This window comes from Amycolatopsis sp. NPDC047767 (assembly GCF_040704195.1).
Taxonomy (GTDB): Bacteria; Actinomycetota; Actinomycetes; order Mycobacteriales; family Pseudonocardiaceae; genus Amycolatopsis.
On record NZ_JBEYSJ010000031.1, the window covers coordinates 32664 to 55127 of the forward strand.

At 71.9% G+C, this 22464-nt stretch carries 19 protein-coding genes; 13 read left to right on the forward strand and 6 right to left on the reverse strand.

Annotation, left to right across the window (positions count from 1 at the left end; all coding sequences use genetic code 11):
* Positions 1–31 precede the first annotated feature (31 nt).
* Positions 32–994, forward strand: coding sequence for a helix-turn-helix domain-containing protein (locus AB0878_RS38185; protein WP_366585799.1), 963 nt, complete (start codon positions 32–34; stop codon positions 992–994).
* A 105-nt stretch (positions 995–1099) separates the two neighbouring features.
* Here AB0878_RS38185 and trpD read toward each other — a convergent pair whose 3' ends face one another.
* The 3 genes from trpD to AB0878_RS38200 are packed head-to-tail and all read right to left on the reverse strand — an operon-like array spanning position 1100 to position 3053.
* Positions 1100–2149, reverse strand: coding sequence for an anthranilate phosphoribosyltransferase (trpD, locus tag AB0878_RS38190; protein WP_366585801.1), 1050 nt, complete (start codon positions 2147–2149; stop codon positions 1100–1102).
* Positions 2150–2156: 7 nt separating this feature from the next.
* A complete protein-coding gene (locus AB0878_RS38195) occupies positions 2157–2567 on the reverse strand; it encodes a hypothetical protein (protein WP_354863944.1) in 411 nt (136 codons plus the stop codon).
* A 60-nt stretch (positions 2568–2627) separates the two neighbouring features.
* Positions 2628–3053, reverse strand: a complete 426-nt coding sequence (locus tag AB0878_RS38200; RefSeq protein ID WP_285969329.1) for a hypothetical protein — start codon at positions 3051–3053, stop codon at positions 2628–2630.
* A gap of 95 nt (positions 3054–3148) precedes the next feature.
* On the opposite strand from AB0878_RS38200, the gene AB0878_RS38205 reads away from it, so the two are divergent.
* From AB0878_RS38205 to AB0878_RS38220, 4 genes are read left to right on the forward strand one after another with little or no spacing between them, the layout of a single operon-like run.
* Positions 3149–3775, forward strand: a complete 627-nt coding sequence (locus AB0878_RS38205; protein WP_285969328.1) for a heme-copper oxidase subunit III — start codon at positions 3149–3151, stop codon at positions 3773–3775.
* A gap of 54 nt (positions 3776–3829) precedes the next feature.
* Positions 3830–4648, forward strand: a complete 819-nt coding sequence (locus AB0878_RS38210; protein WP_366585804.1) for a c-type cytochrome — start codon at positions 3830–3832, stop codon at positions 4646–4648.
* Positions 4645–5796 carry a ubiquinol-cytochrome c reductase iron-sulfur subunit gene (locus AB0878_RS38215; RefSeq protein ID WP_366585806.1) on the forward strand — a complete coding sequence of 384 codons (1152 nt, stop codon included), beginning with the start codon at positions 4645–4647 and terminating at the stop codon, positions 5794–5796. The genes AB0878_RS38210 and AB0878_RS38215 overlap by 4 nt, the downstream gene beginning before the upstream one ends.
* Positions 5793–7445 carry a cytochrome bc complex cytochrome b subunit gene (locus AB0878_RS38220; RefSeq protein WP_366585808.1) on the forward strand — a complete coding sequence of 551 codons (1653 nt, stop codon included), beginning with the start codon at positions 5793–5795 and terminating at the stop codon, positions 7443–7445. The genes AB0878_RS38215 and AB0878_RS38220 overlap by 4 nt, the downstream gene beginning before the upstream one ends.
* A gap of 98 nt (positions 7446–7543) precedes the next feature.
* Here the strand turns inward: AB0878_RS38220 and AB0878_RS38225 are convergent, their stop codons facing one another.
* A complete protein-coding gene (locus AB0878_RS38225; RefSeq protein ID WP_220237955.1) occupies positions 7544–7828 on the reverse strand; it encodes an Lrp/AsnC ligand binding domain-containing protein in 285 nt (94 codons plus the stop codon).
* 52 nt (positions 7829–7880) lie between these two features.
* Positions 7881–9599, reverse strand: a complete 1719-nt coding sequence (locus AB0878_RS38230) for a DEDD exonuclease domain-containing protein (protein ID WP_366585810.1) — start codon at positions 9597–9599, stop codon at positions 7881–7883.
* A 142-nt stretch (positions 9600–9741) separates the two neighbouring features.
* On the opposite strand from AB0878_RS38230, the gene AB0878_RS38235 reads away from it, so the two are divergent.
* From AB0878_RS38235 to AB0878_RS38250, 4 genes are all read left to right on the forward strand, one after another.
* Complete coding sequence (locus AB0878_RS38235; RefSeq protein ID WP_366585812.1) at positions 9742–11166, forward strand: NYN domain-containing protein; 1425 nt, start codon at positions 9742–9744, stop codon at positions 11164–11166.
* A 227-nt stretch (positions 11167–11393) separates the two neighbouring features.
* On the forward strand, positions 11394–11618 hold the full coding sequence (locus tag AB0878_RS38240) for a hypothetical protein (protein WP_366585915.1): 225 nt from the start codon (positions 11394–11396) through the stop codon (positions 11616–11618).
* A 425-nt stretch (positions 11619–12043) separates the two neighbouring features.
* Positions 12044–13108, forward strand: coding sequence for an NlpC/P60 family protein (locus AB0878_RS38245; protein WP_366585814.1), 1065 nt, complete (start codon positions 12044–12046; stop codon positions 13106–13108).
* A 119-nt stretch (positions 13109–13227) separates the two neighbouring features.
* On the forward strand, positions 13228–14385 hold the full coding sequence (locus AB0878_RS38250; protein WP_366585816.1) for a glycosyltransferase family 4 protein: 1158 nt from the start codon (positions 13228–13230) through the stop codon (positions 14383–14385).
* On the opposite strand, the gene AB0878_RS38255 is transcribed toward AB0878_RS38250, so the two are convergent.
* Positions 14382–15008, reverse strand: a complete 627-nt coding sequence (locus AB0878_RS38255) for a uridine kinase (protein ID WP_366585818.1) — start codon at positions 15006–15008, stop codon at positions 14382–14384. The two genes, AB0878_RS38250 and AB0878_RS38255, sit on opposite strands and share 4 nt — an antisense overlap.
* Before the next feature lie 134 nt (positions 15009–15142).
* Here AB0878_RS38255 and AB0878_RS38260 point away from each other — a divergent pair, with 134 nt between their 5' ends.
* The 4 genes from AB0878_RS38260 to AB0878_RS38275 all read left to right on the forward strand — a co-directional run bounded on the left by AB0878_RS38260 (position 15143) and on the right by AB0878_RS38275 (position 22451).
* Positions 15143–16312 carry a cytochrome P450 gene (locus tag AB0878_RS38260; RefSeq protein WP_366585917.1) on the forward strand — a complete coding sequence of 390 codons (1170 nt, stop codon included), beginning with the start codon at positions 15143–15145 and terminating at the stop codon, positions 16310–16312.
* A 44-nt stretch (positions 16313–16356) separates the two neighbouring features.
* Positions 16357–17643, forward strand: coding sequence for an adenosylmethionine--8-amino-7-oxononanoate transaminase (locus tag AB0878_RS38265; protein WP_366585820.1), 1287 nt, complete (start codon positions 16357–16359; stop codon positions 17641–17643).
* 229 nt (positions 17644–17872) lie between these two features.
* The gene (locus AB0878_RS38270; RefSeq protein WP_366585822.1) at positions 17873–20131 is read left to right on the forward strand and encodes a bifunctional SulP family inorganic anion transporter/carbonic anhydrase; all 2259 of its coding nucleotides are present in this window, start codon (positions 17873–17875) and stop codon (positions 20129–20131) included.
* A gap of 145 nt (positions 20132–20276) precedes the next feature.
* Positions 20277–22451 carry a bifunctional SulP family inorganic anion transporter/carbonic anhydrase gene (locus AB0878_RS38275; protein WP_366585824.1) on the forward strand — a complete coding sequence of 725 codons (2175 nt, stop codon included), beginning with the start codon at positions 20277–20279 and terminating at the stop codon, positions 22449–22451.
* The last annotated feature ends 13 nt before the right edge of the window (positions 22452–22464 follow it).

The following is a 22464-nucleotide window of genomic DNA, read 5'->3' on the forward strand; positions in this document are numbered from 1 at the left end:
ACGGCCGCAAAACTTGTGACACGCTGGGCGCATGGACGTGCAACGGGTCGCGGTAGTACTGGCCGACCGGGTCTCGCCGTTCGAGCTGGGCGTCGCGTGCGAGGTGTTCGGCACCGACCGCAGCGCGGACGGCATCGAGGGCTGGGAGTTCGGCGTGTGCTCACCGAGGGGGTCCGAAGTGGACACCTGGTCGGGATTCGGGCTGAGCGGGCTGTCCGGATTGGACTTCGCCGCTTCGGCCGATCTGCTGATCGTGCCGACGTGCGAACCGCGCACGGTGGCGCCGCCGGAACCGGTTCTCGACGTCCTCCGCGACGCCCGCGAGCGTGGAGCGTGGGTTGCCGGGTTCTGCGCGGGCGTGTTTTCTCTCGGCTACGCGGGCCTGCTCGACGGCCGCCGCTGCACCGTGCACTGGGTGTACGAACAGGACTTCCGCCGGCTCTTCCCGAAAGCCCGTGTGGACCCGCAGGCGCTGTACGCGGACGACGACGGCGTGTCGACCAGCGCGGGCACCGTCGCGGCCGTGGACCTGTGCCTGCACCTCGTGCGGCGGCTGCGCGGTGTCGCGGCGGCCACCACCCTCGCGCGACGGATGGTCGCGGCCCCGCACCGCGCCGGCGGGCAGGCGCAGTTCGTCGAGGCGCCGCTGCCGGCCACCGCCGCGCCCGACGACGCCGTGGTCGCCGAAGCCTTGGAGTGGGTGGAACGGCGGCTGGACCGGCCGTTCACGGTCGCGGAGCTCGCGCGCCGCAGCGGCCTGGGGGAGCGGACGTTCCTGCGGCGCTTCTCCGCCGCCACGGGCACCACTCCGCACCGCTGGCTCACCGAACGCCGGCTCGACCGAGCCCAGGCGCTGCTGGAGGAGGGCGGGCTGTCCGTCGAGGACATCGCGACGGCCTGTGGCTACGCCTCAGCGGCCGCGCTGCGCCACCAGTTCACGCGCCTGCGGGCAACCACCCCGAGCGCCTACCGCGCGGCCTTCCAGGGCTCCTGAGCCCTTCCCGCGGCCTCCCCGCTCCGCTCGCCCCAAGCACCCCAATGCGGCGTTGGTTGCGTTCAACGCACCGAACGCCACATTGGGGTGGTCCTGGCCGGCGGGTCAGCGGGAAGCGGAGGAGAAGGCGATCCAGCGCTCCAGCAACGCCGCCGCCGCGCCGGAGTCGATGGCGCGGTTGGCCTGCTCCAGACCGGTGGCCAGGTCGTCCTCCAGCGAGCCGGAGAAGCCCCGGAACGCGGCGAGCGCGGCCGCCGCGTTGAGCACCACGGCATCGCGCACCGGGCCGGTCTTGCCGGCCACGAGCTGGCGCACGACCTCGGCGTTGGCCGTCGCGTCACCGCCGCGCAGGTCCTCGGCCGTGGCGCGCGGGATGCCCAGCGCGCTGGGGTCGAAGCTGCGTTCGGTCACGGTGCCGTCCGAAACCACCCAGACCGACGTGGTCGTGGTGGTGGTGATCTCGTCGAGGCCGTCGTCGCCGCGGGCCACGAGCACCGAGAAACCGCGCTGTGCGAACACTTCCGCCAGCACGCGGGTCTTGTCCGCGTACGCGCAGCCGATCAGCGCGCTGCGCGGCTGCGCCGGGTTGGTGAGCGGGCCGAGCAGGTTGAACGTCGTCGGCACGCCCAGCTCCCGCCGCGGCGGGCCGGTGTGGCGGAACGCCGGGTGGAATGCGGGCGCGAAGCAGAAACCGATGCCGATCTCGCGCAACGACCGGTGCACCGCGTCCGGCGGCAGGTCGATCGCGACGCCGAGCGTCTCCAGCACGTCGGCCGCGCCCGACTTCGACGACGCGCTGCGGTTGCCGTGCTTGGCCACCGGCGCGCCCGCGGCCGCTGTGACGATCGTCGCCATCGTGGAGATGTTGACCGAATTGGACCGGTCGCCGCCCGTGCCGACGATGTCGACGGCGGGCGCGTCCAGTTCAATGCGGCGCGCGTGCGCCAGCATCGCCTCGGCCATGCCGGAGATCTCCTCGGGCGTCTCGCCCTTGGCGCGCAACGCGATCGCGAACCCGGCGATCTGCGCCTGCGAGGCCTCCCCGGACATGATCTGGTCCATGGCCCAGGCCGTGTCGTCGGCGGACAGGTCCGAGCGCCCGATCAGCTGCGTCAGCAGGCCGGACCACGTGTGGGGGACCGGGGTGGTGCCCATCCCCGGCTCAGCCGTTGACGGCGGGCACGCGCCCGGCGCGCAGCACGCCGGCGACGGTCTCCGCCGCGGTCAGCGGGTCGAGCGGGTGCACCAGCACGGCGTCGGCCTGCGACCAGGTGGCGAGCCAGCGGTCGTCCTTGCGCCGCACGGCCACCACGATCGGCGGGCAGTCGGTGATCTCGTTCTTCAGCTGGCGGGTCAGGCCGATGCCGCCGGTGGGCTGGGCCTCGCCGTCGAGGATCGCGAGGTCGACGGTGCCGGCGTCCACCTCGGACAGCACGTCGGCGATCCCGGCCGCCTCGACGTACTCCACGCGGCCCAGGTCGGCGGCGGGCCGCCGGCCGACGGCGTTGATGATCGCGTCGCGGACCTCGGCCTTGTGGCTGAACACCAGGATCCGCTTCGTCTGCTCGCCCATTGAGCACGCCTCCGTCTCGTCACGAGTGGAACTTCGCGATCGTATCGGCCGAGATGCATCTCACGCGGACGCGGTGGGCGACTCACCCGGTTGCCGCGCGTCCCAGCCGAGCGCGTCGCCGCCGAGGCGCTGCGCCAGACCGGCCATCCGCGAGCGTTCCTGGGCGCAGTGCAGGGCGTCGAGCACCTGCACCCGCAGGGCGTGGACCAGCACTCGGTCGCCGTCGGGGCCTTGCTCGCGCAGTTCCCACCCGTCCTGCGCGAGGATCGCGGCCGCTTCGGCCACGCGATCGGGCGGCAGGCTCAGGTGGTGGACGAACACGGCGGGCGCCGACGCGACCCAGCCGGGTGAATTCGCGAGCACGGCCGAGTCCGCCACGGCGGGGTCGAAGGCTTCCGCGACGATCACCAAACCGGGCGCATCAGGCGTCAGACCGGGACTTTCGCGCTTTCGGGCCAGGTCACGAAGCCGACCGAGCAAACTCACGAGTAGCTCCTGCCTCTGCCGGGTTCGGGTGTGATGCGAAGCTCCCACGACCCGCCGTGGACCCGAAGGGCGGGGTGCCTGCGCGGGAGGACATAATGCGATCCGTGACAACGGCAGCTCCCACCATCAGCCAGCGGGTCCACTCGCTGAACCGGCCGAACATGGTCAGCGTCGGCACAGTCGTGTGGCTGTCCAGCGAACTGATGTTCTTCGCCGGACTGTTCGCCATGTTCTTCACCGTCAAGGCGCAGAACGCGGCCGGCGCCCCCTGGCCGCCGCCCCTGCACGGCGAGGAATTCCACCTCAACATCCCCTACGCGATCCCGTTCACGGTGATCCTGGTGCTGTCCTCGCTGACGTGCCAGTTCGGCGTGTTCGCCGCGGAGCGCGGGGATGTCTACGGCCTCCGGCGCTGGTACATCGTCACGTTGATCATGGGCGCGATCTTCGTCGCGGGCCAGGCCAACGAGTACCACAACCTGGTGAACGAGGGGCTGACGATCCCGTCCGGCCCGTTCGGCACGGTGTTCTACCTCGCCACCGGTTTCCACGGCCTGCACGTGATCGGCGGGCTCATCGCGTTCGTGTACCTGCTGATCCGCACCAAGCTCAGCAAGTTCACGCCCGCGCAGGCCACCTCGGCGATCGTCGTGTCGTACTACTGGCACTTCGTCGACATCGTGTGGGTGGGCCTCTTCGCGGTGATCTACATCCTCCCCTGATCCCGCCCGCCGCCACCACCATCGGCCTGAACTGACAGCAAGGGTTGCCGCAAGATGACCACCAGCAAGAAGTCCCCGGAGCGCCGGTTCCGCGCGCGTTCGAAGCTGCGCAGGCGTTTCGCCGGCCTGCTCGCACTCGGTGTCGCGCTGGTGGGAGCCGGCGCCCTGTACGCCGTGTTCGCGCCCGAGCCCCAGACCGCGCAGGCCCAGGGCGACCCGGCTCTGCTGCGGCAGGGTGAGCAGGTCTACAACAACACCTGCATCGAGTGCCACGGCAAGAACCTCGAGGGCGTGCAGGACCGCGGTCCGAGCCTCATCGGCGTCGGCGACGCGGCCGTGTACTTCCAGACCTCGTCCGGCCGCATGCCCGCCGCGCGCCAGGAAGCGCAGATCGCGCGCAAGCCGCCGAAGCTCACGCCGAGCGAGATCGACGCCGTCGGCGCCTTCGTGCAGGCCCACGGCGGCGGCGTGCAGCGTCCCGACGAGACCGGTGCCGCGCTGCGCGGCAGCGACCCGGCCCGCGGTGGCGAGCTGTTCCGCCTCAACTGCGCGTCGTGCCACAACTTCACCGGTCGTGGTGGCGCGCTCTCGGCGGGCAAGTACGCGCCGAACCTCGACCCGGCCACCGAAGAGCAGATTTATGACGCAATGCTCACCGGGCCGCAGAACATGCCGAAATTCTCCGACCGGCAGCTCAACCCGGAGGAGAAGAAAGACATCATCGCTTATGTAAAGTCGGTGTCGGACGGCAACAACAACCCGGGTGGCAACGGGCTCGGCGGGTTCGGTCCCGCCTCCGAAGGCCTCATCGCGTTCGTCGTCGGAATTGCCGCACTTGTCGGCATTACGCTGTGGATTGGATCGAAGGCATGAGTGCCGAAGGGCCCCAGCCGCCCTCGGAGGCGGAACTGGCTGAGATGGACCGCGATCAGCTGCTCAAGCTGGGCGGTCAGCTGGACGGCGTCGAGATCGTCGACTACCCGGAACCGTGGCCGGTCAAGGACACCCGCGCCGAGCGTCGCGCGCAGCGGCTCGTCGCGTTCTGGTTCGCCCTGTCCGCGCTCGCGGGCCTGGCGTTCGTCGTGGTCATCGCATGGCCGCACTGGTGGGAGTACAAGGACCCGAGTGACGCGAGCGGGCACGCCACCTACAGCCTCTACACCCCCGCGCTGGGCGTCACGCTCGGCGTCGCGGTGCTGGCGCTGGGCATCGGCGTGATCCTGTACACGAAGAAGTTCGTGCCGCAGGAGAACGCGATCCAGCAGCGCAGCGACGGCCCGTCGGCCGAGGTCGACCGCGCCACGATCCTCGCGCACCTGGCCGACGCCGGGAGCCGCAGCACCATCGCCCGCCGCTCGCTGATCAAGCGCACCGTCGGCGCGAGCGCCGGCGCGCTCGGCCTCGCGGTCGCCGCCCTACCCATCGCGTCCTTCATCAAGGACCCGTGGAAGGACACCGACAACGAGAACTCGCTGTGGCACACCGGCTGGCAGCCGCAGCACCCGGGCGAGGTCGTGTACCTGCGCCGCAACACCGGCAGCCTGGACGAGGACGTCGAGAAGGGCGTCACGCTCCTGCGCGTCGAGGACCTCGACGCCGGTGCCATGGAGACGGTGTTCCCGTACCGCAAGACCGAGGCGGGCAACCGCGAGGCGCTGGCCGCCGCGCTGACCCGCGTCGACAACCCGGTGATGCTCATCCGGCTGCGCCCCACCGACGCCGCGCGCGTGGTGAAGCGGAAGGGCCAGGAGGACTTCAACTTCGGCGACTACTACGCGTACACGAAGATCTGCAGCCACGTGGGCTGCCCGACCTCCCTGTACGAGCAGCGCACGAACCGCATTCTCTGCCCGTGCCACCAGTCGCAGTTCGACGCCCTGCACTACGCCAAGCCCATCTTCGGCCCGGCGACGCGGCCGCTGGCTCAGCTGCCCATCACGGTTGACTCGGAGGGATACTTGGTCGCTCGGGGCGACTTCATCGAGGCCATCGGTCCGGCCTTTTGGGAGCGTAAGTCATGAGTTCACTCACCACGCCCACCAAGGGCACGAGCGCGCTCGAGCAGCACCTCGGCGAAGCCGCGGACAACGCGGACCAGCGCTACAAGCTGGCCAAGGGCCTGCGTCACCAGATGAACAAGGTCTTCCCCACGCACTGGTCGTTCCTGCTGGGCGAGATCGCGCTGTACAGCTTCATCGTCATCCTGCTCTCGGGTGTGTACCTGACCCTGTTCTTCGACCCCTCCATGCAGGAAGTGACCTACCACGGGAGCTTCCAGAACCTGCAGGGCGTCGAGATGTCGCAGGCGTTCCGGACCACGCTGGACATCTCGTTCGACGTGCGCGGCGGCCTGTTCGTGCGGCAGCTGCACCACTGGGCTGCGCTGATCTTCGTCGCCTCGATGATGATCCACATGTTCCGGATCTTCTTCACCGGCGCGTTCCGCAAGCCGCGTGAGGCCAACTGGGTCATCGGTGGCCTGCTGCTGATCCTGGGCATGTTCGAGGGCTTCTTCGGTTACTCGCTCCCGGACGACCTGCTCTCCGGTACCGGTATCCGCGCGACCCTGTCGGGCATCGTCCTCTCGGTGCCGGTCATCGGCACCTGGATCCACTGGGCGCTGTTCGGCGGCGAGTTCCCGGGCGACCAGATCATCCCGCGCCTGTACACGCTGCACATCCTGCTGATCCCGGGCATCATGCTCGCGCTGGTCGGCGTGCACCTGGCGCTGGTCTGGTACCAGAAGCACACGCAGTTCCCGGGCGTGCGGCGCAAGGAAACCAACGTCGTCGGCGTGCGCATCATGCCGTACTTCGCCCTCAAGGGCGGCGCGTTCTTCACGCTGGTCGTGGGTGTCATCGCGCTGATGTCGGGCCTGTTCCAGATCAACCCGGTGTGGAACTTCGGGCCGTACAACCCGTCGATGGTGTCGGCCGGTTCGCAGCCCGACTTCTACATGGCCTGGGCCGACGGCATGCTGCGCATCTGGCCCGCGTGGGAGGTCTACCTCGGGAACTACACGATCCCGGCGGTGTTCTTCCCGGGTGCGGTGGGCATGCCGGTGCTGATCGGTCTGCTGCTCGCGTACCCGTTCCTGGAGCGCAAGCTGTCGAAGGACAACGCGGCGCACAACCTGCTCCAGCGGCCGCGCGACGCACCGGTCCGCACCGCGCTGGGCATGATGGCGCTCGGGTTCTTCCTGGTCATCGAGCTGTCGGGCTTCAACGACATCATCGCCGACCAGTTCGACATCTCCCTGAACGCCACCACGTGGGCCGGCCGCATCGGCGTGCTGATCGTGCCGCCGATCGCGTACTACATCACCTACCGGATCTGCCTGGGTCTGCAGCGGGCCGACCGCGAGGTGCTGGAGCACGGCGTGGAGACGGGCATCATCAAGCGCCTGCCGCACGGTGAGTTCATCGAGGTCCACCAGCCGCTCGGCGGCGTGGACGGCCACGGCCACGCGATCCCGCTCGAGTACCAGGGCGCCGCGGTGCCGAAGAAGATGAACAAGCTCGGCACCGCCGGGCACGCCGTCCCCGGTTCGATCTGGACCCCGGACCCGCCGGAGGAGTCGGCCGCTCTCGAGCGGGCGTCCCACGGCAACGGGCACGCCGAGCTGGAGAGCTCGGAGTCGGAGTCGCACGAGGTCGGTACCAAGCACTAGCTCTCGAAGACGAGGAAGGCCCCTTCACCCAGGCGGGTGGAGGGGCCTTCCTCGTTGTCCGAAGTTGTGCGGTCCGGCGTTGGGTCGCGGTGCGAGGCTCAGGCGCCTTCGACGCCGATCTCGAACGCGGAGTCCGTGTCGGCGCGCGAGTACGAGCGGAACGCGATGTGCGTGACGGTGTCCAGCACGCCGCTCACCTTGCCGATGCGGCCGGGGATGAGGTCGGCCAGGTCCTCGTGGGCCTTCACGCGCACGGTGGCGATCAGGTCGACGTCACCGGCGCACGAGTAGACCTCGTTGACCCCTTCGAGGTCCGCGATCGCCTGCGCGGCCTGCGGGATCTCCTCGGCCTCTACGTTGATCAGCACGATCGCCGTGATCACAGCGTTCCTCCACTCCCTGGCGGTACCCGACGAGCGCTGATCGTAGCCTTCATCACCCCGCCACCCGCTCCAGCGTCCGCGCACCCGCTGCGAGGTCGAGCCAGCCGCGCCAGCCGGCCACGGCGGTGGGTTCGGCCCACGGGCGCGTGGTGCGCACCAGCCGCACGCCGGGGCGGGCCAGCCAGCGCAGCAGCACCGCCACCTCTTCCCCCGACGCACCGCGCAACGGTCCTTCACCCGGCAGCACGGTTTCCGCGGCGGCGACGAGGTGTTCCACCACCGGCATCGGCGGCACGCCGCGGCGGGCGACGCCGGCGGACGCGAGGCGCCCGTGGCGGATCACGGAGAGCTCCCAGCCGCCGTTGCCGTCCGGGTTGGCGGCGATGAGCTCGGCGATGTCCGCGAGCGCGGCCTGCCGGTGGGACCGGCCGACGGCGCGCACGAGGTCGGCCAGCTCGTCGCGGTGGCGGGCGGCCTGCTCGTAGTGGCGGCCCTCCGACAGCCGGTCGAGCTGGGCGGCGGCGAGCTTCAGGGGACGGCCGTCGTGGCCGGAGATGAGGTCGCGCGCGGCCGTGACGCCGGGGGAGTAGTCCGCCACGCTCTGGCGGCCGGCGCAGGGCGCGCCGCAGCGGCCGAGCTCGGCGAGCACGCACGGCGTGGCCGAGCCGCCACGGGCCGAGATCCGCAGGGTGCAGGTGCGCAGCCCGGCGGCGCCCGCGAGCGTGTCGGCCGCCGTGCGGGCGTCGGCCTGGCTGCGGAACGGGCCGAGCGTGCCTTCGCGCGGCAGCCGGACCACGGACAGGCGCGGGAAGGCCTCGTCGGTGAGCCCGACCCACCACGCGTGGTGCGGGTTCTTCGAGCGCCGGTTGTACATCGGCCGGTGGGCCGCGATGAGCCGCAGCTCGCGGATCTCGGCCTCCAGCGAGTGGGCGCATTCGATGGCCTCCACCCGCTCGGCCAGCGCCACCATCTCGCGGATGCGCCCGCGGCTCTCCGAGCCCGTGAAGTACTGCCGCACCCGCCGGCGCAGATCCCGCGCGGTGCCGACGTAGAGGACCTCCTCGCGCGGGCCGCGGAACAGGTACACCCCGGGCCGCGACGGGAGGTCGGCCGCCAGGTGGCGTTTGCGCCGCTGCGCGGTGGTCACCTCGGGCAGGTAGTCCACGAGCTCTTCGACGGTGTGCACGCCGACGTTGCCGACCCGCTCCAGCAGCGCGTGGAGCACGTCGACGGTCGCGCGGGCGTCGTCGAGCGCGCGGTGCGTGGGCCGGGTGCGGGAGCCGAGCAGCATGGCCAGGTTCGACAGGCGGTAGCTGCGGGCCTCCTCGCGCGGGATCACGCGCCGGGCGAGCTTCACCGTGCAGATCACCGTGGCGCGCGGCCAGACGTAGCCGTGGCCCTCGCAGGCGGCCCGCATGAAGCCCGTGTCGAACCCCGAGTTGTGGGCCACGAGCACGGCGCCGGAGATGAACTCGAGGAACGCGGGCAGCACGCGCTCGATGCGCGGCGCGTCGTAGACCATCGCCTGCGTGATGCCCGTGAGCTCCACCACCTGCGGCGGGATCGGTGAACCCGGGTTCACCAGCGTGGCGAACTCGGCCACCACCTCACCGCCGCGCACCTTCACGGCCCCGATCTCGGTGATCGCGTCCGGCCCCGGCTTCGTGCCCGTGGTCTCGAGGTCGAAGACGACGAACGTGGTGTCCCGCAACGGGGTGCCGAGCTCGTCGAAGGCCAGCTGCGCCTGGCCGGGCCGCGGTCCGGTGTCCATGATCGGGCACCTTAGGACGGGGCACCGACAATCCCGGACGGCACGATCCGTGTGACGGGTGTGGCGCGGGAGCCTGGTGAGCTGGTTCCCACGTCCGGTAACCAGCGGGGCGCGATCCGGCCCCGGGGCCTACCCTGGACCAATGCACCCCCAGCCCGTGGATCCGGTGGAACCCGAGGAGGCCGTCGGCCCCTCGGGCGTCCCGGCGCGGGCCGACGCCGCCGAGGCACCGGCCGGGACCGCCGCGGCCGAGACCACCGACGCCGACACGGCGGCACCCGAGCCCGCTTCGTGGACCGGTCTGCCCGACGCCGTGCGCGAGCGAATCGCCGAGCTGGCGGCCACCGCCGTCGCGAAGCTGCCGCCCACGGACGTGCCGCGGCAGCTTCGTCCCGTCGCGAAGTTCGCCCCGGCGAAGCGCGCGAAGCTGGGTGGCGCGGCGTTGCTGGCCGCGCTGGGCGACTCCGCGCAGTTCCGCACCGCCGTGATCGAGTGGCTGCGCGAGCACCGCACCGACGCGCTGGACCCCAACGCCGCCGATTCCGTCTTCGGCGCGGCCGCCGCCGTGCTGCTGGGGGAGTCGGGCGCGGCCGGGCGCGTGCGGCTCGTCGCGAAGAACGCGGAAGAGACGGCGCTGCGGGCCGAACGCGACGCCGCGCTCGCGCGCAACCAGAAGCTCGAGGCGGAGCTGGCCGAGCTGCGGGGCGAATTGGAGCAGGCGCGCGGCGCCGTGGAGACCGCCCGCGGTGAACGCGAGGCCGAAGTGGAGAAGCTGCTGCGCCGGCTGCGCGAGCAGGGTGTGCAGCTGCGACAGGCCCGTGACGCCGCCGAGGAGGCCCTCGCCGAGCTGGCGCGCGGCGGCACCGCGAAGGCCGAGGAGATCGACGCGCTGACCACCCAGCTGGACCGCGAGCGGCGCCGCGTGGCGGCCGAGCGCACGCGGGCGGAGCGGGCGGTCGCCGACGCCGAGATCGCCCGTCAGTCGGCGCGTGAGGCCCGGGAAGCCGACGAGGTGCGCCTGGCGCTGCTCGTCGACACGATCGACGGCGCCGTGACCGGCCTGCGCCGCGAGCTGATGCTGAGCGACCGTGGGGCGCGGCCCGCCGACATGGTGCGCGGCGCCACGTCGGGGCTTGGTCCGGGCGGACGCGTGCAGGACGTCGGGGCGCTCGACCGCTACCTCGCGCTGCCGAACGTGCACCTCATCGTCGACGGCTACAACGTCACCAAGACCGGCTACCCCGAGCTGGCGCTGGCCGACCAGCGCGACCGGCTCATCCACCAGCTCTCCGCGCTCGCCGCGCGCACGAGCGCCGAGGTCACGGTGGTGTTCGACGGGGCCGGCGTGCTGTCCGTGCCGGCGGCGGTGCCGCGTGGCGTGCGCGTGCTGTTCTCCGACCGCGGCGTGCTCGCCGACGACGTGATCCGCTCGCTCGTGGCGGCCGAGCCGAAGGGCCGGCCGATGGTCGTGGCGACGTCCGACCGGGCGGTCGCGGACTCCGTCCGCGCGACCGGCGCGCACTCGGCGCCCTCGGCCGTGCTGGTCAGCCGCCTGAGCCGCGTCTGAGACCCGCCCGGGGGACGGCCGGGGCCGACGGGCCGGAAACTGTCGGTGGTGGCTCCTACCGTGCGTTCCAGGAAGCACGACAGCCAACTTGCGGTGAGGAGCCTCCCGTGACCGAGAACACGAACCACCACCCGCCCGACCGAACCGAAGCCGGCGAACCGGCCGACCGCGACCTCGACCGCGTGGAGACCACTGAGCCCGGCGAATTCGACCTCAGTGGAATCGACGTGAGCGACGTCGATCCGGCGGACCTCGACACGCTGGTCGTCGACTGCGACCGCTGCGCCGTGCGAGGTCACGCGTGCCACGACTGCGTGGTGAGCGTGCTGCTCGGCCCGCCGGTCGCCCTGGCGTGGGACGCGGACGAACGGCGAGCCGTGAACGCGCTCGCCGAGGCGGGGATGGTGCCCCGGCTGCGCTTGGTTTCGGAGCCCGAACGTAAGCCAGCGTGACACTTGTGGGTGATAACGGCGCGACGAGTGGTCGATCGGATCGGATGAACGGTCGGTAGCGAATTCACGCAATTCTGACACCACAGAGTATGACTGTCGTCACACAAACCCTCCCTCGCTGGTCCGATGGTGTTTCGGCGAACTACGGAGAGTTTTTATGTGGGGCCCGGTGGACGCGGTGACGGTCTTTTCGTAACCTGTCCGAGATCTCGCGGCCAGCAGCCGTCGGCAAGACGGCGACGCGGGATCGCCGCCGGAAAAGGCTTTGTCGGGGAGCCAGGACCGGAACCACACCGTGCGCGTGAGGCTGTTGCAGTGAAACGCGGCCGGAACGCGCGGGGTGGACGCACGGAAGAGGGCCCCCGACCTCTTTGGCGTCACGAGGTTCCGACGGCGGCCCGACAGCAAAGGAGACACGCGCGACCGTGCAGTCGCATCCAGTCAAGCGCGTGGTGTCAGGTGCCCTCGCGGCAGCTTCGGTGATCGCCATGGTCACCGTCGCCCAGCCCTCGGCCACGGCCATCGCAGCTCCCATCCCCGCCCTCCAGACCCCGCCCGACTCCGGTTCGGACGCCCTCGCGAAGTACCGCGACCTCGCCTCGCAGGCCGAGAAGGCCAACGAGGACCTCCTCAAGGCCCAGGACGACCAAGCGGCCCGCCAGAAGGACCTCGACAAGGCCAACGGCGACGTCGAAAACGCGAAGAAGTCCGTGCAGCAGGCCGAGAACAACGAGAAGCTCTACCGCGTCGACGTCGACAAGTTCGCCGGCGCCTCGTTCCTCAGCGGCGTGCAGATGAACAAGCTCTCGGCGCTCCTCGCGGGCACGTCGACGCAGGAGTTCCTCGAGCGTTCTTCCGCGCTGGACCAGATCGCGTCGCAGAAGGACGCCGCGCTCAACGCGCTGGCCGGTGCCGTGAAGCAGGCCCAGGACGCCACGAAGTTGGCAGCCGACGCCGCCAAGCGCGCGACGGACGCCCGTGACGCGGCCGCCAAGCTGGCGAACGACATCAAGGCCAAGCAGAAGACGCTCAACGACCAGATCGATCAGCTCAAGAAGACCGAGCCCTCGCTGTCGACGCTGGACCAGGCCCTGCGCGGCGACAAGGGCAGCGCCCCGCCGGTGAACATCAAGGCGCCCGGGCCCGCGGCCCAGGCGGCCGTGGACGCGGCGCTGAGCCGTCTCGGCGATCCCTACGTGTGGGGCGCCACCGGGCCGAGCACGTTCGACTGCTCGGGCCTGATGCAGTGGGCCTACCGGCAGGCGGGCATCTCCCTGCCGCGTTCGAGCCGGGAGCAGTCGACCTTCGGCACCCCGATCCCGCGCAGCCAGCTGCAGCCGGGCGACCTGGTGTTCTACTACACCCCGGTCTCCCACGTGGGCATGTACATCGGCGAAGGCAAGATGGTGCACGCTCCGACCACCGGCGACGTCGTGAAGATCTCGCCGCTGCAGAGCCAGTACGTGGGCGCTCGCCGCCCCAGCAGCTGAGCAGCAACCCTTCCCTGACCACGGGGCGGTACCGCACACGCGGTGCCGCCCCGTCGTCGTCGGTGGGCCCGTCGTCGGTGGGCTCTCGGCGCCGGCGGCGTGCCCGATAGCCTGCCCGTGTGCTGAGGACGCTGCTCGTGACCAACGACTTCCCGCCGCGGCCCGGGGGGATCCAGAACTACCTCAACTCGCTGGCCACGCGGCTCCCGGCCGAGGACCTGGTGGTCTACGCCCCGTCGTGGGAGGGCAAAGCCGGCTCGCACGTCGATTTCGACGCCGAGGCGCCCTTCGAGGTCGTGCGGCACCCGACGTCGCTGATGCTGCCGACGCCCGACGTGCTGCGGCGCGCGAAGCAGATCATGCGGGCCCGCGACTGCGAAGCCGTGTGGTTCGGCGCGGCGGCGCCGCTGGCACTGCTCGGGCACCCGCTGCGCCAGGCCGGCGCGAGGCGGGTCGTCGCGTCCACGCACGGGCACGAGGTGGGCTGGTCGATGCTGCCGGGTTCGCGCCAGGCGCTGCGGCGCATCGGTGACACGGTCGACGTGCTCACCTACGTCAGCAAGTACACGCGCCGCCGCTTCGGCGCGGCGTTCGGGCCGATGGCGGGGCTCGAGATGCTGCCGTCGGGCGTCGACACCACGCTCTTCGCGCCCGACGCGGGGGCGCGCGAGGAGATCCGCGCCCGCCACGGCCTGGGCGACCGGCCGACGGTCGTCTGCGTGTCGCGGCTCGTGCCGCGCAAGGGCCAGGACATGCTCATCCGCACCCTGCCGGAGCTGCGCAAGCGCGTGCCGGACGTGGCGCTGCTGCTCGTCGGCGGTGGCCCGTACCGCAAGCGGCTCACCGAGCTCGTCGCCGAGCTCGACGTGGCCGACAACGTGGTGATCACCGGCTCCGTGCCGTGGGCCGAGCTGCCGGCGCACTACAACGCGGGCGACGTCTTCGCGATGCCCGCGCGCACCCGCGGCAAGGGGCTCGACGTGGAGGCGCTGGGGATCGTCTACCTGGAGGCGTCGGCGACCGGGCTGCCCGTGGTGGCCGGCACGTCGGGCGGTGCGCCCGAGGCGGTGCTCGACGAGGTGACCGGCCACGTCGTGGACGGGCGCGACGTCGGCCAGCTGCGCGACACCCTCGAGGCCCTGCTGGCCGACCCCGTGCGGGCCCGCCGGATGGGCGAGGCGGGGCGCGCGTGGGTCACGGAGAACTGGCGCTGGGACACGATGGCGCAGCGTCTGTCCGGCCTGCTGGACGGCGATCCGGTCGCCGCGGTGCGCTAGGGCTCGTACACGGCCGGGTGGCGCGGGTCGTCGACGCGGACGGTGACGTCGGCGAGCGCACCCGGGTCGACCTCCGACTCGTAGCGCTCGTACGCGGGCAGCGCCCACGCGTCGTCACCGGGCAGGCGGCGGCGCAGCGCGGCGGGGGAGAGCCACAGGTGCACCACGACGTCGAACGCGAGGCCGGCTCCGAGCAGGAACTCACCGTTGACGAGAACCACGCCGCCTCCGGGCACGGGCACGCGCGCCAGCCGCGTCGCGCGGTCGCGTTCGGTGTCCCACAGCGCCGGCAGCACCTCGCCGCTGCCTTCGTCGCCGAGCGGGTCGAGGACCTCCCGGCGCAGGGCGCCGAGGTCGAGCCAGTCGGTGTAGCGCGCGTCGGGGTTGCGCTTGCCGTGCTCGAACCGCAGCGACGCGGGCCGCAGGAACCCGCTCGCGGGCACGCGCACCGCCGCGCGGCCCAGCAGCCGCAACGGGTCCACGAGCGCGTCGGCGAGACCCGCGGTGTCGGTGGCCCCGTCGGCGCCGTCCACGGCGACCACCAGCCGGCGGTGCGGCAGGGCCGCGACGCGCTCGGTCAGCTCGGCGGCCAGGACATCGGGGGAGATCGGTCGGTAGCGCACGGAAAACCATCCTGCCCTCGGGCCACACGCAGCACACCGGTGCGTGGGCATACTGGGGAGCACGTGACCAGTCAGACGGAAACCTTGGGGGCGAAGTGGCCGTCGAAGAAACTCCCGTGATCGACGACGAGTTCATGCAGCACACGCACGAGACGCTGGGGCGCTTGCACCAGCAGGGCGCCGTGTGCCCGATCCGGATGCCGCGCGGCACGCCGTCGTACCTCGTCACCGGCTACGACGAGGCGCGGGCGCTGCTCGCGGATCCGCGGCTGAGCAAGGACAACCGCGGCGCCTACGACCTGATGGCCGCCAAGGTCGGGGCCGAGAACATCAACCGGAACTTCGGCCAGCTGCTCGGCGCGCACATGCTCAACACCGACCCGCCGGACCACACGCGGCTGCGCAAGCTCGTGAACAAGGCGTTCACCCCGCGGGCGATCGCCGGGCTGCGTCCGCGCATCGAGCAGATCACCACCCAGCTGCTCGACGCGATGGCCGAGCACGAGCAGGTCGACCTGATGGCCGCGTTCGCCGGCCCGGTGCCGATCACCGTGATCTGTGAGCTGCTCGGCGTGCGCGAGGCGGACCGCGGCGAATTCACCGGCTGGTCCAACATCCTGCTGGGCGCGGGCGACGTCGAGGAGATGCAGGCGGCCGCGATCGCCATGCACACCTACCTCGTGGCGCTCGTCGCGCAGAAGCGCGCCGAGCCGGGCGAGGACCTGCTGTCCGGGCTCGTGCACGCGACCGACGAGGGCGACTCGCTGAGCGAGGAAGAGCTCGTCTCGATGGCCTTCCTGCTGCTCGTCGCGGGCCACGAGACGACCGTGAACCTCATCGGCAACGCGGTGCTGGCGCTGCTGCGCGCGCCCGAGCAGCGCGCGAAGCTGGCGGCGGACCCGTCGCTGATGCCCGGCGCCGTCGAGGAGTTCCTGCGCTTCGACGGGCCCATCAACATCGCCACCCTCCGCTACACCGTCGAGGACGTGGAGGTCGGTGACCACAAGATCCCGGCGGGCGAGTTCGTGCAGGTCTCGCTGCTCGCCGCCAACCGCGACGAGGGGCGCTTCCCCGACCCGGCCGACCTCGACGTCACGCGCGCGGCCGGCGGCCACGTCGCCTTCGGCCACGGCATTCACTACTGCGTCGGCGCCCCGCTGGCGCGCATGGAGGCGGAGATCGCGCTCACGGCGCTGCTGGCCCGGTTCCCGCAGCTGCGGCTGGCCGGGTCGGAGGAGGATCTGGTCTACCGCACGAGCCCGCTGGTGCACGGCGTCAAGTCGCTGCCGGTGCTGCTGGGCTGAGGTCTTGTGCGCGGAGCGGGCGGGGCGGCACGTAGGGTCGGCGCGTGGACACCAGCGCCGACCACCTGCTCGCCCTCGACGCCGCACACGTGTGGCACCCGTACGCGCCGATGCCGGGACGGGTGGCGCCGCTGCTCGTCGCCGAGGCGAGCGGGGTGCGGCTGAAGCTCTCGGACGGCCGTGAGCTCGTCGACGGCATGTCGTCGTGGTGGGCGGCGGTGCACGGCTACCGGCACCCGGTGCTCGACGCGGCGCTGGCCGAGCAGGCCGGGCGGATGAGCCACGTGATGTTCGGCGGCCTCACGCACGAGCCGGCCATCACGCTCGCCAAGTCCCTCGTGGACCTCACGCCCGAGGGCCTCGAGCACGTGTTCCTGTGCGACTCCGGCTCGGTCTCGGTCGAGGTCGCCGTGAAGATGTGCCTGCAGTACCAGCGTTCGCGCGGGTTGCCGGAGAAGCGGCGGCTGCTCACGTGGCGCGGCGGCTACCACGGCGACACGTTCACGCCCATGAGCGTCTGCGACCCCGACGGCGGCATGCACTCGCTGTGGCGCGGAGTCCTGCCGGAGCAGGTGTTCGTGCCCGAACCGCCGGCCGGCTTCGACGCGCCCGTCGACCAGTCCTATGTGGACACTCTGGCCGCCGCTCTGGAGGAGCACGCGCACGAGCTGGCCGCGGTGATCGTGGAACCCGTGGTGCAGGGCGCCGGCGGGATGCGGTTCCACCACCCCGGCTACCTGCGCGCGCTGCGCGAGCTCACACGCGAGCACGACGTGCTGCTGGTGTTCGACGAGATCGCCACCGGCTTCGGGCGCACCGGCCGGATGTTCGCGGCCGAGCACGCCGGCGTGACGCCCGACGTGCTGTGCCTGGGCAAGGCGCTCACCGGCGGCTACCTCACGATGGCCGCGGCCTTGTGCACGCCCGAGATCGCCGACGGCATCGCGCGCGGCGACCTGCCGGTGCTGGCCCACGGGCCCACGTTCATGGGCAACCCGCTCGCCTCCGCCGTCGCCAACGCGTCGCTCGGGCTGCTGGCCGAGGGCCGGTGGCGTGCGGACGTCGCCCGGATCGAGGCGGGGCTGCGGCGCGGACTGGAGCCCGCGCGGGACCTGCCGCACGTGCGCGACGTGCGGGTGCTCGGCGCGATCGGCGTGCTGCAGCTCGACCACGAGGTCGACCTCGGCGTGGCCACGGACATCGTGACGGCGGAGGGCGCGTGGCTGCGGCCGTTCCGCGACCTCGTGTACGCGATGCCGCCGTACGTCACGAACGACGCGGACCTGGCCGTGATCACCGGTGCGATGCTCGCGGCGGCGGAAAAAGCCTGAATTCACCCGGCCGGGTGTGACCGTGGCCATAAGACACGGGCTGTATACCGTGAGTCACGCAAAGTTGCCGGAAGACTGGGGTTTCCACGCGATCAGGTCTGGGCCACTTCATGAGCGTCTGACTGATTGGTGAGCTTTGCCGGAAACGTCCTAGTTCTCCGGTTCACAAACGAACCCGAAGATCGTTCGCGTAGCGGACTTTTCGATCTTTTTCCGCTTTCCTGTCGCCATGATCGAGATCGTTCGCGGTGAACACGACACCGGACCCCCGTCCCGCCGCACCAAGGCCGACCAGACCCTTCGGAACATCCTGCGCCACGACGTGCCGGCCTCGCTGGTCGTCTTCCTCGTGGCCGTGCCGCTCTCCCTCGGCGTCGCCCTCGCGGTCGGCGCGCCGCTGCTCGCAGGCCTCGTCTCCGCCGTCGTCGGCGGCCTGGTCGCGAGCCTGCTCGGCGGGTCGGCCCTGCAGGTCAGCGGGCCGTCCGCGGCCCTGACCGTGGTGCTCGCCGACACCATCGCCACCTACGGCTGGGCCGTCACCTGCGCCGTGACCGTCGGCGCCGGCCTGCTGCAGATCCTCTTCGGGCTCCTGCGCTTCGCCCGCGCCGCGCTGGCCATCTCGCCCGCGATCGTCCACGGCCTGCTGGCCGGCATCGGTGTGACGATCGTGCTCGGCCAGCTCCACGTGGTCCTCGGCGGCCGCGCCCAGGGCTCCGCGTTCGCGAACCTCGCGGCGCTGCCCGGGCAGATCGTCGGCCACCACGACCAGGCCGTGCTGATCGGCGTGCTCACCGTCGTGATCCTGCTGGTGTGGCCGAAGCTGCCGGCGCCGGTGCGGAAGGTGCCGGGGCCGCTGGCCGCCGTCACCGTCGCGACGGGAGTGTCCGTGGTCGCCGGGATGTCGTTGCCGCGCGTGGACCTGCCGGCCGCGTTGCCGTCGTTCGGGTTTGTGCCGCAGCTGCCGTCCGGTGGCTGGAGTGGCGTGGCCTTCGCCGCCGTCACGGTCGCGCTCATCGCGAGCCTGGAGAGCCTGCTTTCGGCCGTGTCCATCGACAAGCTGCGCGGCGGCCGGCGCACCGATCTCAACCGCGAGCTCATCGGCCAGGGCGCCGGCAACGTCGCGTCCGGCGCGCTCGGCGGGCTGCCTGTGACCGGCGTGATCGTGCGGACCATGACCAACTACGAGGCCGGCGCGAAGACCCGCGCGTCGGCGCTGCTGCACTCCTGCTGGATCCTCGGGTTCTGCCTGCTGCTCACCGGTGTGCTGCGCTTCATCCCGCTCGCCGCGCTGGCCGGGCTGCTCGTGTACGTGGGCGCGAAGCTCGTGAACCTCAAGGCGCTCAAGGAAGTGCTGCGCCACGGCGACATCGCGGTGTACGCGGTGACGCTCGTCGGCGCGGTGTTCGTGAACCTGCTGACCGGCGTCGCGGCCGGGGTGCTGCTGGCGCTCGCGTTCATGCTGCGGCGCATGGTGCACTCCGGCGTGCACGTCGAGGCGGGCGAACGCGGCACGCGCGTGGTGATCGAGGGCGCGCTCACGTTCCTTTCCGTGCCCCATCTGACGAAGGTGCTCGCTGACGTGCCCGAGCGCGCCGACGTGACGCTGGAGCTGCTCGTGGACTACCTCGACCACGCGGCGTTCGACTGCCTGCGCGGCTGGCAGCAGGCGTACGTGAAGGCCGGCGGCACGGTGACTGTCGACGAGATCGGCCACCCCTGGTACGGCCGCGGCAGCTCCGGTGAGCCCACGGTCCGGCGCAGCCTCGCGGCCCGGGTGCTGCCGCGGTGGCTCGCGCCGTGGTCGCAGTGGCAGGCCGAGCACGTGGCGATACCCGGACAGCGCCACAGCGGCTCACCGCTGTCCCGTGGTGCGTCGGAGTTCCAGCGCCGCACCGCCCCGCTGCTGCGGGACACCCTCAGCGGCCTCGCGCACGGCCAGCAGCCGCACACGCTGTTCATCACCTGCGGCGACGCGCGGATCGTGCCCAACCTGATCACCACGTCGGGTCCCGGCGACCTGTTCGCCGTGCGCAACATCGGCAACCTGGTGCCGGCCGCCGGCGACGGCACCGACTCCTCGGTGGGCGCGGCCGTCGAATACGCCGTCGGCGTGCTGAAGGTGCCCGAGATCGTGGTGTGCGGCCACTCCTCGTGCGGTGCGATGAAGGCGCTGCTGGGGCAGGCCCCCGAGGGCCTCACGAGCCTCGGCGACTGGCTGCGCCACGGCGAGGCCACTCTCCGCCGCCGCGCTGCGGAGGCGCCGCTGCTGCTCGACGGCCACCGCCCGTCCGCCGAGTGCGACCAGCTGGCGCTGCACAACGTCGTGCAGCAGCTCGACCACCTCCGCACCCACCCGGTCGTGGCCGCCGCCCTGGCCGCCGGCGACCTGAGGCTGACGGGCATGTACTTCGACGTCGGCGCCGCCCAGGTGTCCCTGCTGGACGACACCCGCCGCGGCTTCGTCCCGGCGGGCTCGGCCGTGCACTGATCCACCGGGCCGGCGCGCACCCGCACGCGCGCCGGCCCGGTGGTCGAGCGCTCGCGCAACCCGAAAGTGGGGTGTCCGATAAAAATTCATGCCATCAGGTGAGACATAGCGGACATTTCACCCACATTCGGGTTACCTGGTGATCATGAGCCGACTTGCCGTGCTTCGCCACGACGTGCCCGCCTCGCTCGTGGTCTTCCTCGTCGCCGTGCCGCTGTCGCTGGGCATCGCGCTCGCGTCCGGGGCGCCGATCGTCGCCGGGCTGATCGCCGCTGTGGTCGGGGGTGTGGTCGCCGGAGCGCTGGGCGGCTCGCCGCTGCAGGTCAGCGGGCCCGCGGCCGGGCTGACGGTGATCATGGCCGAGACGATCGCCACCTTCGGGTGGGCCGTCACGTGCCTGATCACCGTGCTCGCCGGTGCGTTGCAGGTCCTGCTGGGCCTGAGCCGCATCGCGCGGGCGGCGCTGGCGATCTCGCCGGCCATCGTGCACGGGATGCTCGCCGGCATCGGCGTGACGATCGTGCTGGGCCAGCTCCACGTGGTGCTCGGCGGGAAGGCGCAGAGCTCCGCGCTGGAGAACATCGCCGAGCTGCCCGCGCAGGTCGTGGCCCACCACGACGCGGCGGCCGTGATCGGGCTGCTCACCATCGTGATCCTCGTGGTCTGGCCGCGCCTGCCCGCCGCCGTGCGCAAGGTGCCGGGGCCACTCGCGGCGATCGCGGTGGCCACGGTGATCTCGCTCGTCGCCGGCATGACGCTGCCGCGCGTGGAGCTGCCCGGCGACCTGCTGCAGATCCGCTTCGCGCCGCAGCTGCCCGGCGACGGCTGGACCGACGTCGTGCTCGCGGCGGTGACCATCGCGTTGATCGCGAGCGTCGAGAGCCTGCTCTCGGCCGTCGCCGTGGACAAGCTGCACACCGGCCCGCGCGCGAACCTCGACCGCGAGCTCGTGGGCCAGGGCGCGGCCAACCTGGTGTCCGGCGCGCTCGGCGGGCTGCCCGTGACGGGCGTGATCGTGCGCAGCTCCACCAACGTCGCCGCGGGCGCCAAGACCCGCGCGTCCGCCGTGCTGCACGGCGTGTGGGTGCTGGTCTTCGTGGTCGCGCTCGCCGGGCTGATCGAGAACATCCCGCTGGCCGCGCTCGCCGGCCTGCTCGTGCACGTCGGCGTGAAGCTCGTGAACCCCGGCCATCTCAGGCAGGTCCTGCGCCACGGCGACCTCGCGCTCTACCTCGTGACGCTCGCCGGCGTGGTGGTGTTCGACCTGCTGACCGGCGTGCTCGCGGGGATCGTGCTGGCCGTGGCCCTCATGCTGCGCCGCACGGTGTGGTCCGGCGTCCACGCCGAGCGCGACGGCGACGAGTGGCGCGTGGTCGTGGAAGGCGTGCTCACGTTCCTGTCCGTGCCGCGCCTGTCGAAGGTGCTCGGCGCCGTCCCGCCCGGCACGGTCGTGACGCTCGAGCTGGTCGCCGACTACCTCGACCACGCCGCCTTCGAAAGCCTGTCGAGCTGGCAGCAGGCCCACGAACGGGCCGGTGGCACCGTGGTCGTCGACGAAGTCGGCCACCCGTGGTTCGGCAAGGGCAAGGAGGGCACCCCGACGCTGCGGCGCACGGCGGCCGCGCGCGCCGTGCCGCGCTGGCTCGCCCCGTGGTCCGACTGGCAGGCCGCCGACGTCCGCCTGCCCGGCCAGCGGACCCACCGCGGCGCCACGGAGTTCCAGCGCCGGGCCGCGCCGCTGCTGAAGGAGACGCTCTCGGGCCTCGCCGACGGCCAGCGGCCGCACACGCTGTTCATCACCTGTGGCGACTCGCGCATCGTGCCCAACCTGATCACCACGTCCGGCCCGGGCGACCTGTTCACCGTCCGCAACATCGGCAACCTCGTGCCGCCCGCGCAGGCCGACCCGTCGATGAACGCCGCCGTCGAGTACGCGGTGGGGGTGCTGCACGTGCGCGAGATCGTGGTGTGCGGCCACTCCTCGTGCGGCGCGATGGGCGCGCTCGCCGACGGGCCGCCGGCGGGCACCGCGCTGGAAGGCTGGCTGCGTCACGCCGAGCCCAGCCTGCGCCGCGACGGCCCGGTCACGCTCGGGGGCGAGCTTCCCGCCCGCGAGCCCGACCGGCTTGCGTTGCACAACGTGCTGCAGCAGCTCGACCACCTGCGCGCGTACCCGCTGGTCGCCGAGGCCGAAGCTCGCGGCGAGCTGCTGCTCACCGGCCTGTACTTCGACGTCGGCGCGGCCCAGGTCTACCTGTCCGACCCGGTGGCGGGCGCGTTCGTGGCGGCGGGGACACCCGTCACCCCACATCGTGGGTGATCCCACCCGGACG